Below are 13633 nucleotides of genomic sequence, written 5' to 3'. Positions count from 1 at the left end.
CCCTTACGCCTTCACAGCTGGTTTAACAATCAGATCGCACCCAGTTGCACCCGGGACGCCACCTTTGACCAGCAGCAGGTTGCGCTCAGCGTCAACACGTACTACTTCCAGGCTCTGAACGGTTACGCGCTCATTACCCAGCTGACCAGCCATTTTCTTGCCTTTGAACACTTTGCCCGGAGTCTGGTTCTGACCGATAGAACCCGGAACGCGGTGTGACAAGGAGTTACCGTGTGTAGCATCCTGGGTACGGAAGTTCCAGCGCTTAACGGTACCTGCGAAACCTTTACCTTTAGAGGTACCGGTCACGTCTACTTTTTTAACGTCAGCGAAAATTTCAACACTGATGCTCTGGCCAACAGAGAAATCTTCACCTTCGGTGCGGAATTCCCACAGACCACGGCCAGCGTCAACGCCAGCTTTAGCAAAATGACCTGCTTCAGGCTTGCTCACACGGCTTGCTTTTTTAGCACCGGTGGTAACCTGAATAGCTTGGTAACCATCGTTGTCCAGGCCTTTGACCTGAGTAACGCGGTTCGCTTCAACTTCGATAACGGTTACTGGGATTGAAACGCCATCTTCAGTGAAGATGCGGGTCATACCCACTTTTTTACCGACTAAACCAATCATTGTATCAACCTCTCAATCGCTCGATGACCTGATTAACCCAGGCTGATCTGCACGTCAACACCGGCAGCCAGGTCCAGACGCATCAGAGCATCAACGGTTTTTTCAGTTGGCTCAACGATGTCTACCAGACGCTTGTGAGTGCGGATTTCGTACTGATCACGCGCGTCTTTGTTAACGTGCGGAGAGATCAGAACGGTAAAACGCTCTTTGCGGGTTGGCAGCGGGATCGGACCACGTACCTGCGCACCAGTGCGCTTGGCAGTCTCAACGATTTCCGCGGTTGATTGATCGATCAGGCGATGATCAAACGCTTTAAGACGAATACGGATTCTTTGGTTCGACATGAGACCAAGGCTCCAAACATTTTATAAACGAAAAGAATTACTACCCGCATCCATTACGATTGATGGAGGAGTGTAATCGTTCAGCATATAACTCCCCAATTGGGAGTATTGTTAGGCGATACATAAACAGCTATCCCCTGCGATTCTGCTCGAATCGCGCCACACCAATATCGGCAGGCCCGCGCATTATACGTAAATCAGTTCAGGAAGCAACCCGTGTTGTGTTTTTAACCACATCAATCTGGTTACAGACCGAAAAAAACCCGCAGCAATCGTTTTGACTGAGCGGGCTTGCGTGACGATGGGCATATGGCTAATGTTCGTTCTGATCTTTTAATTGAGTCTGAAGATAATTTTGCAGGCCGAGTTTGTTCACCAGATCGAGTTCCGTTTCCAGCCAGTCTATGTGCCCTTCCTCTTCCGTAAGAATCTCAATCATCATGTCTCTGCTGACGTAGTCATGAACCTTGTCGGCATAGGCTATCGCCTCACGCAAATCCTTTGCGCCTTCCAGTTCTAATGCCAGGTCAGATTGCAGCATTTCCGGCACGTCTTCACCGATGCGTAATCGACCTAGATCTTGCAGGTTAGGAATTCCTTCAAGAAAAAGAATGCGTTCGATGTATTTGTCCGCATGTTTCATTTCATCGATTGACTCATGATACTCAACGTCATTGAGCCGGGTCAGACCCCAATTTTTGAACATACGCGCATGAAGGAAGTACTGATTAATCGCAACCAGTTCATTCCCCAGCAATTTGTTGAGATGAAATATGATTTTACTGTCGCCCTTCATTTTTGCTTCCTCCGCTTCCAACTAAATAGAGCGTAGATGCGGATGAAAGGAAGTCAAAAAAACGCGACAGTTATTGTGGGTATTAGGAAGTGCAAAATTACTTTATTAAGCTATCTCTTTGTAGAGCGGCACGTTTTGCAGTTCATCTTCCATAATTTCACGCGCAAACCGCAAGCACTTGCCACATTGCTTTCCAATGGGAACCAACTGGCGCAATTGTTGAATCGATTTGGGTTGATAGCGGCGAACCACTTCGCGCAGAGTTTTATCACTCACGGCATTACACAAGCAGACGTACATTTACTGCGGACTCCCGTACAATTTATGATCAAATTGTAAATGAGAATGGTTTTTATTTCAAACGCAGCTTTTATGTGGGATTAATCGAAACGGCAAAATTCAGACATAAAAAAAGAGCACCGAAGTGCTCTTTTTCATGCTGCGATGACTGCCGAAACAGCCATCGACATTAACGCAATTAAGCGATAATTTCAGCAACAACACCCGCACCAACAGTACGGCCGCCTTCACGGATTGCAAAACGCAGACCCTGATCCATAGCGATTGGCTTGATCAAAGTAACGGTCATTTTTACGTTGTCGCCTGGCATTACCATCTCAACGCCTTCTGGCAGTTGAACGTCACCGGTCACGTCAGTAGTACGGAAGTAGAACTGAGGACGGTAGCCTTTGAAGAACGGAGTATGACGGCCGCCTTCATCTTTAGACAGAACGTAAACTTCTGAAGTGAACTGGGTATGTGGCTTGATTGAACCCGGCTTAGCCAGAACCTGGCCACGCTCGATGTCTTCACGCTTGATACCACGCAGCAGAACACCACAGTTCTCGCCTGCCTGACCCTGGTCCAGCAGTTTGCGGAACATTTCAACGCCAGTACAGGTTGATTTCACAGTGTCTTTAAGGCCAACAACTTCAACTTCGTCGCCCACTTTAACGATACCGCGCTCAACACGACCGGTAACAACGGTACCACGGCCAGAGATTGAGAATACGTCTTCGATTGGCAGCAGGAACGGCTTGTCGATTGCACGAACTGGCTCTGGGATGTAAGTATCCAGGTGCTCAGCCAGCTCAATGATCTTAGCTTCCCACTCAGCGTCGCCTTCCAGCGCTTTCAGAGCAGAACCACGTACGATTGGAGTGTCGTCGCCTGGGAAGTCATAAGCTGACAGCAGGTCACGTACTTCCATCTCTACCAGTTCCAGCAGCTCTTCATCATCAACCATGTCGCACTTGTTCAGGAACACGATGATGTAAGGAACGCCAACCTGACGACCCAGCAGGATGTGCTCACGGGTCTGTGGCATTGGGCCATCAGTCGCAGCAACAACCAGGATCGCGCCGTCCATCTGCGCAGCACCGGTGATCATGTTTTTCACATAGTCGGCGTGGCCTGGGCAGTCAACGTGCGCATAGTGGCGAGACGGGGTTTCATATTCAACGTGAGAAGTGTTGATGGTGATACCACGTGCTTTCTCTTCTGGCGCTTTATCGATCTCATCGAATTTGCTTGCCTTACCGCCGTAGGTTTTAGCCAGTACGGTAGTAATTGCTGCAGTCAGGGTGGTTTTACCGTGGTCGACGTGACCGATGGTGCCCACGTTTACGTGCAGTTTGTTACGCTGAAATTGCTCTTTCGCCATGGCGATAATTCCTTACGTTGTGCCTTCATGAGTCATGAAGGCATCAGTTCACAATTTTTAAACCGTAGCTTATTTGCTACGAGCTTCAATAACGGCCTGAGCGACGTTGTTCGGCGCATCATCGTACTTCAGGAACTCCATGGAGTAAGAAGCACGGCCTTTGGTCAGAGAACGCAGCTGGGTTGCATATCCGAACATTTCAGACAGCGGAACTTCAGCATGGATCTGAACGCCAGTAGCGTTAGATTCCTGTCCTTTGAGCATACCACGACGACGGCTAAGGTCACCGATAACGTCACCGGTGTTCTCTTCCGGAGTTTCTACTTCAACCTTCATGATTGGCTCAAGCAGAACAGGTTGTGCTTTCTTAAAGCCATCTTTAAAGGCTAAAGAAGCAGCCAGTTTAAACGCCAGCTCAGAGGAGTCGACATCATGGTATGAACCGAAGTGCAGACGAACACCCAGATCAACTACCGGATAACCAGCCAGTGGACCTGATTTCAGCTGCTCCTGGAGACCTTTATCAACCGCAGGGATGTATTCAGTTGGAATCACACCGCCCTTGATATCGTTGACAAATTCGTAACCTTTCGGATTAACGCCCGGCTCCAGTGGGTACATGTCGATAACAACATGACCATACTGACCACGACCACCAGACTGCTTGGCGTGTTTACCTTCGATATCGGTAACTTTCGCGCGAATCGCTTCACGGTAAGCAACCTGAGGTTTACCGACGTTCGCTTCAACGTTGAATTCACGCTTCATGCGGTCAACGATGATGTCGAGGTGCAGCTCACCCATACCTGCGATGATGGTCTGGTTGGTTTCTTCATCAGTCCATACGCGGAATGATGGATCTTCTTTCGCCAGACGACCCAGAGCCAGACCCATTTTTTCCTGGTCAGCTTTGGTTTTCGGCTCAACGGCGATAGAGATTACCGGCTCAGGGAATTCCATACGCTCAAGAATGATGACGTTGTCTGGGTCACACAGGGTGTCACCAGTGGTTACGTCTTTCAGACCGATCGCAGCGGCGATATCGCCCGCACGAACTTCCTTGATCTCTTCGCGTTTGTTCGCGTGCATCTGAACGATACGGCCCAGACGCTCACGGTTTGACTTAACCGGGTTGAACACGGTGTCACCGGTGTTAACAACACCAGAGTAAACGCGGAAGAAGGTCAGGTTACCAACAAACGGGTCGGTAGCGATTTTGAACGCCAGTGCAGCAAACGGCTCTTTGTCATCGGAATGACGCTCAGCCGGCGTGTCTTTACCGTCGTCCAGCATACCGTTAATCGCGGTAACGTCAGTCGGTGCTGGCAGGTATTCAACTACCGCATCCAGCATCGCCTGAACACCTTTGTTCTTAAATGCAGAACCACAGGTAACCAGGATGATTTCGTTTTTCAGAACGCGCTTACGCAGAGAAGTTTTAATCTCTTCTTCGGTCAGTTCTTCACCGCCGAAGAACTTCTCCATCAGCTCATCAGAACCTTCAGCAGCGGCTTCAACCAGCTTCGCACGCCACTCTTCAGCCAGTTCCTGCATATCAGCTGGAATATCTTCGTAAACGAAGGTAACGCCCTGATCGGCATCGTTCCAGTTGATCGCTTTCATTTTCACCAGGTCAACAACACCGGTGAAACCTTCTTCTGCGCCGATAGCCAGCTGAAGTGGAACTGGGTTTGCACCCAAGCGCACTTTCATCTGGTCAACAACTTTCAGGAAGTTAGCACCCATGCGGTCCATTTTGTTAACGAACGCGATGCGTGGAACTTTATATTTGTTAGCCTGACGCCATACGGTTTCAGACTGTGGCTGAACACCACCAACTGCACAGTAAACCATTACTGCGCCATCAAGCACACGCATAGAACGCTCAACTTCGATGGTGAAGTCAACGTGTCCCGGGGTGTCGATGATGTTTACGTGGTGTGGTTCAAACTGCTTAGCCATACCAGACCAGAAACAGGTAGTCGCAGCAGACGTGATGGTAATACCACGTTCCTGCTCCTGCTCCATCCAGTCCATGGTTGCTGCGCCGTCATGAACTTCACCGATTTTGTGGTTTACACCGGTGTAGAACAGAACACGTTCGGTAGTTGTAGTCTTACCGGCGTCGATGTGCGCACTGATACCAATGTTACGGTAGCGCTCAATGGGTGTTTTACGAGCCATTTGATTCCTCTGATTCTTAGACGTTCTAAGTTAAAAAAGCCCAGCAGGTGAGTCACTGGGACGCCCGCTGGGTTTATAACAACTACGTTGCTGTTACCAGCGGTAGTGTGCGAACGCCTTGTTGGCTTCAGCCATGCGGTGAACGTCTTCACGTTTCTTAACTGCAGTACCTTTGTTCTCTGCAGCATCAGAAAGTTCGTTCGCCAGGCGGAGAGCCATAGATTTATCACCGCGTTTACGAGCAGCTTCTACGATCCAACGCATTGCCAGGGCATTACGACGAACCGGACGGACTTCAACTGGAACCTGGTAGGTAGAACCACCAACGCGACGTGACTTAACTTCGACAGTCGGACGTACGTTTTCGAGAGCAACCTCGAACGCTTCCAGGCCATCTTTACCAGCGCGTTGAGCCAGGGTATCAAGCGCGGTATAGACGATAGATTCAGCAGTAGATTTTTTACCATCTACCATCAGGATATTTACAAATTTAGCCAGCAGCTCTGATCCGAACTTAGGATCCGGCAGAATTTTACGCTGACCAATGACGCGACGACGTGGCATGGAAATACTCCGTTGTTAATTCAGGATTGTCCAAAACTCTACGAGTTTAGTTTGACATTTAAGTTAAAACGTTTGGCCTTACTTAACGGAGAACCATTAAGCCTTTGGCTTCTTCACGCCGTACTTGGAGCGTGACTGCTTACGGTCTTTAACACCTGAGCAGTCCAGCGCGCCACGAACGGTGTGGTAACGCACACCTGGCAAGTCTTTAACACGACCGCCACGGATCAGGATCACTGAGTGTTCCTGCAGGTTATGACCTTCACCACCGATGTAGGAGGTAACTTCAAAACCGTTGGTCAAACGCACACGGCAAACTTTACGCAGTGCTGAGTTTGGTTTTTTAGGGGTAGTGGTGTACACACGAGTACATACACCACGTTTCTGCGGGCAAGCTTCCAGCGCAGGCACGTTGCTCTTTGCAACTTTGCGTACGCGTGGTTTGCGAACCAGCTGGTTAACTGTTGCCATTAAATAGCTCCTGGGATTTAGCTTTTTGCTTCGTAAACACGTAATAAATCGCCTCGTATTACTACGAGGAGGCAGAATTTTAGGGCTGTGTCAAAAGGGTGTCAAGAAATAACCAGGTTTTCGCTCTTACCAGGCCACTTGTTGTGGATGCTTCGCTGTCATCGCAACGAAACCAGTATAGTCCAAACGTGCTACATTGGTCGAAATTTGCTCATCCAGGCCGCGCGCGCCCACATCTTCTTCTAATACCCACAGCGTAGCCGGCGATGCGCTGAGCTTGATTAACATTTGGCTGCCAGCCAAAGCGGCGGTGACGCCATCCTGCAATAAAAGCAGCTCGTCGCCTTCCTGCAATAAAAGCAGCAGGCTATCGAGGTCGCATTGCCAGGGAGATTGCAGCAGCGTGTAGAGCATGATCAGTTCTCAGAATCGAATAACACGATGATAGTAAGCCAGCTTCTCGCGTAGCGATGCGGCATCCATCACTTCAGCGTTTAACACACGTTCGGCCGTCAAACTTTGCCCGCGCGCCAGCAGCGAATCGGCGCAGACAAAACACTGGTCAATATCGTACAACTCCAGCACGCCAAAGGTCGCGATGTAGTTACGCGCCAGAATTTGCTCAGGTTGTTGGTCGCGATTGAGCTGCAGCACGCCATCCCCGATAAAGAACAGACCGATATCTTCGCTTAGCGCGCCCGTCGCCAGCACAGCATCCAGCCCTTCCCTGCCCGCGCTGCTGCCGTGCGGTGCCTGGGTAAATAGAAAAGCCACGCGGTTCATCAGAATTGCACCAGACGATCGCAGCTGAGCGCGGCTTCTGCCAATGCGCCCAAACCGCTGAGTTCAAAACCCGGCTGCAAGTTACTGCCCGCCAGTTGCAAGCGCGCGGCTTCATGCGCGTCGGTTACGCCACGACGTAATGCTGCGGCCACGCAGATATTCAGCACGGCGCCACTTTCAGCGCGCAACTGCTGCCATTCACGCACCATATCCACCTCATCGCTGGCCGGCGCGCTCAGTTGGTTGGCATTCAACACGCCTTCACGATAGAAGAACACGCTCTCCAGCTGGTGCCCGGCCTTGATGAGTGCACGCGCAAACAGCAGCGCGCTGCTGGCGTGTTGCGTGCCGTATGCCGGTCCGGTGACCAGCAAGGTGTAGCGCATTAGCGATCCTGCCCCTGAAAATCACCGCTTTTAAACTGACGAATATAGAGGTAAACCGTGTGCTTGGAGATATTGAGGCGATCGGCCACCTGGTTAATCGCATCTTTAATGTCGAAGATACCCTTCTCATACATATTGAGCACGATCTGGCGATTCTTAGCATTATTAGAGACGTTACGGTCAGCGCTCACTTCTTCAATCGCGAACTCAAGCGTCTGCATCACCAGATCTTCCACCGAGCTGGCAAAGTTGACGTTGGAATCCACCTGCTGCATCTCCGGCGGCATAAAGGTCGACATAATCTGCGAGAACGGAACGTCGAGGTTCATGTTGATGCACAGCAAGCCAATAACGCGCTGCTGGCGATTACGAATCGCGATCGTGACCGATTTCATCAGCACACCGCTTTTCGCGCGCGTGAAGTAGGCTCTGGAGACATTGCTGTCGGCGCCGTGCATATCGTGCAGCATACGCAGCGCTAAATCGGTAATCGGCGAACCCACTTTACGCCCGGTATGTTCACCGTTGGCGATACGCACCGCAGAACACTTCAAATCTTCCAGCGAATGAAGCACGATTTCGCAGTGCGAGCCAATCAACATCGCCAGGCCATCGACAACGGCTTCGTAGGATTTGAGGATATCGTAATCTGCTTGCTCGAACGGACGTTGCTCCAGTAAATCGAAGTCAGTCAGTTCACCGGGATTGAATGGATTAGACATCGAAGACATTACCCTAAATGGCTGGAGCCTGTCTCGACAGCATTGGGGCAGACTCATATTGTGATAATTGTGCAGGCGCTAGTCTGGCAAATGTGCTGGTCTTTAGCCAGACCTTTACTCTCTTCTCCGCAATAAAAACGCCGCCCGAGGGCGGCGTGATGCAGAAAGTTAAGATTACTGTGCTTTCTGATCGGCAGCGACTGGAGCCTGCGCTTTTTCGTCCGCTTTCGGCGCGGGTTTGATGTCGAGCAGTTCAACATCGAACACCAGCGTGGAGTTGGCCGGAATACCCGGAACGCCATTTTTGCCGTAAGCCAGGTTCGGTGGGATCACCAGCTTGATTTTACCGCCTTTCTTCACGTGCTTCAGACCTTCGGTCCAGCCCGGAATCACACCGTCCAGACGGAACGACAGCGGCTCACCGCGGGTATAAGAGTTATCGAACTCAGTACCGTCGATCAGCGTCCCTTTGTAGTTCACAACCACAGTGTCGCTGTCTTTCGGCGCGCTACCGGTACCTTCTTTCTCTACCTGATACAGCAGGCCAGATTCGGTTTTCTTCACGCCTTTTTCTTTAGCGAATTTGTCAGCGTAAGCGGAACCCTTATCAGAGTTCTCTTTCGCGTCTTTTTCCATCTTCGCCTGAGCAGCACCTTTTACGCGGCCTTCAAAGGCCTGCAGGGTTTGCTCGATCTCTTGATCAGAGAGTTTGCTCTTGCCGCCAAAGGCGTCCTGAACACCCGCGATCAACTGATCTTTATCAAGTTTGATGCCCAGCTTCTCTTGTTCCTTCAGAGAGTTGTCCATGTAGCGACCCAGGGACGCGCCAAGTGCATAAGCTGATTGCTGGTCTTCGTTTTTGAAGGCAGCATTTTTCGGTGCTTGCGGCGCAGCCTGAGCGGCGTCTGCTGGAGCAGCGGCGGTTTCTGCTGCCATTGCCAGCGGTGCATTCAGCGCGAAGGCCATGGTGGTAGCTAACAATGTGACTTTAAACAGTGAATTCATCCTTTCTCCAAAACCGAAGCCTCTAACCTCGGGAATCATTGCGGACTGAGGCCCACACTATAACTTTACGTGGCAGCGGCGAACACTCCCACAATGTAATTACCCGTCCAACCTCCGACCTTTTTTGCTTCAGGAAGTTTCATCAGAGATATAGGCGTTATGCGCCGTTTCAATGCAGCATGGCGCGGAAAGGTAAAATATCAGGTGATTCTGAAGCGAAAGGCCGTAGAATCAGGCCCGAAACAGACTAACGTGCAGCACCGCAAGATGAGGAAAGATCATGCAACCAACAGAATGGGAACAACGCCTTGAGGCGCTGGAGAGCAAGCTGGCTTTTCAGGAATACACCATCGATCAGCTCAATCAAACGGTGGTTCAGCATGAGCTGGAGATGATCAGACTGCGTGAGCAGGTCCGTCTGTTAATCGATAAAGTGAAAGATAGCGCGCCGTCGATGATCGCATCACAAGCAGAAGAAACCCCGCCGCCGCATTACTAATGTCCAGAATGGCTGCGCCACATCGATGCCGCGTTGCTGCGTCACCGTGAGATGCTCACATACTACAGTATGCTGCGCTCTCCCGATTCCTGGCGCCTTGCCTCAATGTTGCTCGCACATTCTTAGATGCTGTATATAAGAAAGGCCACCCGAAGGTGGCCTCGCCAGCATCACACTAATTAGTGGCTGCAGCCGCAACCGCCAGTGCCACAACCGCCCTGGCCGTGGTCGTGACCATGGTCGTGGTCATGATCGTGATGATGACCATCAGCGCCATGCACGTGACCGTGCGCCAGCTCTTCTTCGGTTGCTGCGCGAATCGCCACAACTTCCACGTTGAAGTTCAGGTTCTGACCCGCCAGCATGTGGTTACCATCAACCACTACGTGCTCATCTTCAACTTCGGTGATTTCAACCGGAACTGGACCCTGATCGGTTTCTGCCAGGAAGCGCATGCCAACCTGCAGTTCGTCAACGCCCATAAACACGTCTTTTGGCACGCGCTGTACGAGGTTGTCATCGTATTGACCGTAAGCGTCGTTCGCCGGGATATGCACGTCAAACTTATCGCCTACATCATGATTTTCCAGCGCTTTTTCCAGACCAGAAATCAGGGAACCATGACCGTGCAGATAGTCCAACGGTGCACTCACCGGTGACTCGTCAACCAACACACCGTCTTCGGTACGAACCTGATACGCCAGGCTCACCACCAGGTCTTTTGCTACTTTCATGATATCTCCTAACCGTTGAGAACTAAGATCCCGTCCCATTGGTCAATTTTGCGTGCAATAACCAACCAGAAAGGTTCAAGACTGAGGATGCCAACAAATGTGTTGTTGCATACTGCTCAGCGTTAATGGCGCCGATTGTAACGGAATTCAATCCCGCTGTAAGTTCAAGCTTAAAAAAAGCTGAGCCATTGCGCTACTCAGGATGAAAAATGCCGATCACTTGCTCATTGCTGCGAACCTGATCGCGCACCTGCTTATCCGCTTCCCGCATTTGATGACCGCACTCGACGCACTCCACCACATCAACATTGTTTTCACGCCACAATGCCAACGTGTCTTTTTCCTGGCAGTGCGGGCAAACCGCACCGGCAATAAATTGTTTACGCATACTGTTTCCTGCCGTCGTTAGTGAACGGATTAAGTAAGTATAGTTCTACTCGTCATCCCAGCCGTCAAACTGACGTTTCTCGTGCTGCATTTCGCGCTGGAAGATATCCTCCAGCTCGCGCCGCGCCTCACGCACACGCGAAACCTGCGCGCTGTCATCGTGGCTGGGCACCAGCTCACGCAGCATACGCATATCCAGACGACGGAAATGTTGCTGCGCGCGCTGCGCCTGATGCGGATGCATGCCCAGCGAGATCAGCGTTTTACGACCCAGCTCCAGCGCACTGGAGAACGTCTCACGCGAGAACAGCGTAACACCCGCCTGCAACAGTTCGTGCGCCTCAACACGTCCACGCGCACGCGCCAGGATTTCCAGCTGCGGGAAATGCTGCTGACACAGTTGCACGATGGTCATCGAATCTTCCGGATCGTTACAGGTAATGACGATGGATTGCGCATTCTCCGCGCCCGCCGCACGCAGCAGCTCCAGCTCAGTGGCGTCGCCATAGTAAACCTTATAGCCATATTTACGCATCAGGCTCACCGCGGAGATATCACGCTCCAGCACGGTAATGCGCTTGTTGTTCGCCATCAGCAAACGGCCAACAACCTGACCAAAACGACCAAAGCCCACCACAATGACCTGCGGCCGATCGTCCTCAACAAAGTGCTTCTCGGCATTTTCATCGGGCTCATTAAAGCGGTGCGCCAGTAGACGATCGATGCCGTTCATCAGCAGCGGCGTGGTCATCATGGATAACGTCACCGTCACCAGCAGCAGCGGCATTTGGTCGCCGCTGAACATTTTGGCCGACGACGCCGCCGAGAACAGCACAAAGGCAAACTCGCCGCCCTGGCTTAACACACCGGCAAACTGCTGGCGCTCCGAACTGCGCAGGCCATAAATGCGCCCCAGCACATACAGCACCAGCGTTTTCACCGTCACCAGAATCAGCACGCCCAACAAAATTTCAGTGATGTGGGTATAAAGCACGCCGAGATTCAGCGCCATGCCAACCGAAATAAAGAACAAGCCCAGCAACAAACCTTTGAACGGTTCAATGGCCACTTCCAGCTCGTGGCGATACTCGCTTTCCGCCAACAGAATACCCGCGATGAAAGTACCGAGCGCCATCGACAGGCCGAGCGCATCCATAAATAGTGCCGAACCCAGCACCAGCAGCAGTGAGGCGGCAGTAAACACTTCGCGCACGCCGGATGCGGCAATGAAGCGCAGAATCGGGCGCAGCAGATAACGACCACCAATCAGCATCCCGCCGAACGCCAGCACTTTCATCCCAACTTTCAACCAGTCAACATGACCGCTGTCGCCGCCCGCCAGCAGCGGCACCAGCGCCAACGCGGGAATCACCGCTAAATCCTGGAACAGCAACACTGAGAAACCGAGCTGTCCCGATTCACTGCGGTTCATGCCTTTATCGCGCATCAGCTGCAGCGCCATCGCCGTGGATGACATTGCCAGACCAATGCCGCCAATCACCGCCGCCTGCCAGCTAAAATCGGTCAGCCACAGCAATCCGCCGAGAATGGCGGCGGAAATCAGCACCTGAGCCGCACCAACGCCAAATATCGAACGGCGCAGCGCCCACAGTTTCGAGGGGTTCAGTTCAAGCCCGATGATGAACATCAGGAACACCACGCCGAGTTCCGAGAAGTGCAGAATCTCCTCAACGTCGCTGATGAACCCCAAACCCCACGGACCAATCGCGATACCGGCCAGCAGATAGCCCAGCACCGCGCCAATGCCGAGACGCGCCGCAATCGGCACAATCAGCACCGCCGCGACCAGATAAATCACGCCCGCCGTCAGTAACGTTTCGCCTTCCATCACACACCTCCCTGCGGCAGCGGTGAAGCCAGCCAGTCACCATACGCGCGCGCAAAATTACGCATCACGTCCGGCGTTTGTCGACGCGCCCAGTAAATCACCATCGGCGTCATCCAGTGCATGCGGCACATCTGCGCCGTCAGCTCAAACGGACGCATGATGTCACTCATCTGATAGCGATTCAGGCCGCTAGGGTGATACGCCGCTTCCGGTTCGCCGGTGGTGACCACGCTGCGCCAGTATTTGCCTTCCAGCGCATTACCATCCGGTCCGCTGGCAAAGCCGCGCGACAGCACACGATCCAGCCACTCCTTCAGGAGCGCCGGGCAGCTGTAGGTATAAAGTGGATGTTGGAATACAACGATTTGATGGTCGCGCAGCAGCTGCTGCTCATAGTGAATATCAATAAAAAAATCCGGATAGTGGGCGTATAAATCGTGCACCGTGACGTGGTCCAGTTCCATAGCCGACTGCAGCAAAACCCGATTAGCAATCGAATCCTGTGATTCCGGATGGGCGTAAAGCAGCAATATTTTGGGTGGCTGCGACATCGTTCCCCTCCAAAGCGTCGTCACGGCACAGGAATTCCGCTACCATGCTCGACGCAACAAATTTT

General features: G+C 52.0%; 18 protein-coding genes. 1 reads left to right on the top strand and 17 read right to left on the bottom strand.

The features are described from left to right. Nucleotides 1-3 precede the first annotated feature (3 nt). The 13 genes from rplC to fkpA form a co-directional block, all read right to left on the bottom strand. Nucleotides 4-630: a 50S ribosomal protein L3 gene (gene rplC / locus KVT28_RS21135; protein WP_008104741.1), complete on the bottom strand. Its 627-nt coding sequence runs from the start codon at nucleotides 628-630 to the stop codon at nucleotides 4-6. 32 nt (nucleotides 631-662) lie between these two features. Then, complete coding sequence (rpsJ, locus tag KVT28_RS21130; RefSeq protein ID WP_006120582.1) at nucleotides 663-974, bottom strand: 30S ribosomal protein S10; 312 nt, start codon at nucleotides 972-974, stop codon at nucleotides 663-665. A 313-nt stretch (nucleotides 975-1287) separates the two neighbouring features. Next, nucleotides 1288-1770 carry a bacterioferritin gene (bfr, locus tag KVT28_RS21125; protein ID WP_217549945.1) on the bottom strand — a complete coding sequence of 161 codons (483 nt, stop codon included), beginning with the start codon at nucleotides 1768-1770 and terminating at the stop codon, nucleotides 1288-1290. A gap of 105 nt (nucleotides 1771-1875) precedes the next feature. Beyond that, nucleotides 1876-2070, bottom strand: coding sequence for a bacterioferritin-associated ferredoxin (bfd, locus tag KVT28_RS21120; protein ID WP_101762565.1), 195 nt, complete (start codon nucleotides 2068-2070; stop codon nucleotides 1876-1878). A 178-nt stretch (nucleotides 2071-2248) separates the two neighbouring features. Next, nucleotides 2249-3433: an elongation factor Tu gene (gene tuf, locus KVT28_RS21115; RefSeq protein WP_110867595.1), complete on the bottom strand. Its 1185-nt coding sequence runs from the start codon at nucleotides 3431-3433 to the stop codon at nucleotides 2249-2251. Between the two features lie 69 nt (nucleotides 3434-3502). Beyond that, entirely contained in the window at nucleotides 3503-5617 is a 2115-nt protein-coding gene (gene fusA / locus KVT28_RS21110) for an elongation factor G (protein ID WP_101762633.1), read from the bottom strand. 93 nt (nucleotides 5618-5710) lie between these two features. Beyond that, nucleotides 5711-6181 carry a 30S ribosomal protein S7 gene (gene rpsG / locus KVT28_RS21105; protein ID WP_007886246.1) on the bottom strand — a complete coding sequence of 157 codons (471 nt, stop codon included), beginning with the start codon at nucleotides 6179-6181 and terminating at the stop codon, nucleotides 5711-5713. A 96-nt stretch (nucleotides 6182-6277) separates the two neighbouring features. Beyond that, nucleotides 6278-6652 carry a 30S ribosomal protein S12 gene (gene rpsL, locus KVT28_RS21100; protein ID WP_006120575.1) on the bottom strand — a complete coding sequence of 125 codons (375 nt, stop codon included), beginning with the start codon at nucleotides 6650-6652 and terminating at the stop codon, nucleotides 6278-6280. A gap of 126 nt (nucleotides 6653-6778) precedes the next feature. Next, nucleotides 6779-7066 carry a sulfurtransferase complex subunit TusB gene (tusB, locus tag KVT28_RS21095; protein ID WP_217549943.1) on the bottom strand — a complete coding sequence of 96 codons (288 nt, stop codon included), beginning with the start codon at nucleotides 7064-7066 and terminating at the stop codon, nucleotides 6779-6781. A gap of 9 nt (nucleotides 7067-7075) precedes the next feature. Further along, on the bottom strand, nucleotides 7076-7435 hold the full coding sequence (gene tusC / locus KVT28_RS21090; RefSeq protein WP_217549941.1) for a sulfurtransferase complex subunit TusC: 360 nt from the start codon (nucleotides 7433-7435) through the stop codon (nucleotides 7076-7078). Next, a complete protein-coding gene (gene tusD, locus KVT28_RS21085; RefSeq protein ID WP_137386636.1) occupies nucleotides 7435-7821 on the bottom strand; it encodes a sulfurtransferase complex subunit TusD in 387 nt (128 codons plus the stop codon). Before tusD ends, tusC begins: the two co-directional genes overlap by 1 nt. Next, entirely contained in the window at nucleotides 7821-8543 is a 723-nt protein-coding gene (locus KVT28_RS21080; protein WP_007886240.1) for a transcriptional regulator, read from the bottom strand. Before KVT28_RS21080 ends, tusD begins: the two co-directional genes overlap by 1 nt. 174 nt (nucleotides 8544-8717) lie before the next feature. Further along, nucleotides 8718-9548, bottom strand: a complete 831-nt coding sequence (gene fkpA, locus KVT28_RS21075; RefSeq protein ID WP_101762637.1) for an FKBP-type peptidyl-prolyl cis-trans isomerase — start codon at nucleotides 9546-9548, stop codon at nucleotides 8718-8720. Nucleotides 9549-9828: 280 nt separating this feature from the next. Between fkpA and KVT28_RS21070 the strand changes: the two genes are divergently transcribed. Further along, nucleotides 9829-10047 carry a protein SlyX gene (locus KVT28_RS21070; protein WP_101762638.1) on the top strand — a complete coding sequence of 73 codons (219 nt, stop codon included), beginning with the start codon at nucleotides 9829-9831 and terminating at the stop codon, nucleotides 10045-10047. A gap of 179 nt (nucleotides 10048-10226) precedes the next feature. Here KVT28_RS21070 and slyD read toward each other — a convergent pair whose 3' ends face one another. The 4 genes from slyD to kefG all read right to left on the bottom strand — a co-directional run bounded on the left by slyD (nucleotide 10227) and on the right by kefG (nucleotide 13568). Next, the gene (slyD, locus tag KVT28_RS21065; protein ID WP_049851962.1) at nucleotides 10227-10781 is read right to left on the bottom strand and encodes a peptidylprolyl isomerase; all 555 of its coding nucleotides are present in this window, start codon (nucleotides 10779-10781) and stop codon (nucleotides 10227-10229) included. 193 nt (nucleotides 10782-10974) lie between these two features. Further along, a complete protein-coding gene (locus KVT28_RS21060; RefSeq protein WP_007892203.1) occupies nucleotides 10975-11169 on the bottom strand; it encodes a YheV family putative zinc ribbon protein in 195 nt (64 codons plus the stop codon). 45 nt (nucleotides 11170-11214) lie between these two features. Beyond that, entirely contained in the window at nucleotides 11215-13017 is a 1803-nt protein-coding gene (gene kefB, locus KVT28_RS21055) for a glutathione-regulated potassium-efflux system protein KefB (RefSeq protein WP_110867600.1), read from the bottom strand. Then, the gene (kefG, locus tag KVT28_RS21050) at nucleotides 13017-13568 is read right to left on the bottom strand and encodes a glutathione-regulated potassium-efflux system ancillary protein KefG (protein ID WP_217549939.1); all 552 of its coding nucleotides are present in this window, start codon (nucleotides 13566-13568) and stop codon (nucleotides 13017-13019) included. The genes kefB and kefG overlap by 1 nt, the downstream gene beginning before the upstream one ends. Nucleotides 13569-13633 lie beyond the last annotated feature (65 nt).

It is taken from the genome of Pantoea sp. GbtcB22 (assembly GCF_019091025.1).
Lineage (GTDB): Bacteria > Pseudomonadota > Gammaproteobacteria > Enterobacterales > Enterobacteriaceae > Pantoea > Pantoea leporis.
Note: the sequence above shows the minus strand (reverse complement) of the source record. Positions and strands in the feature narration are given on the sequence as shown.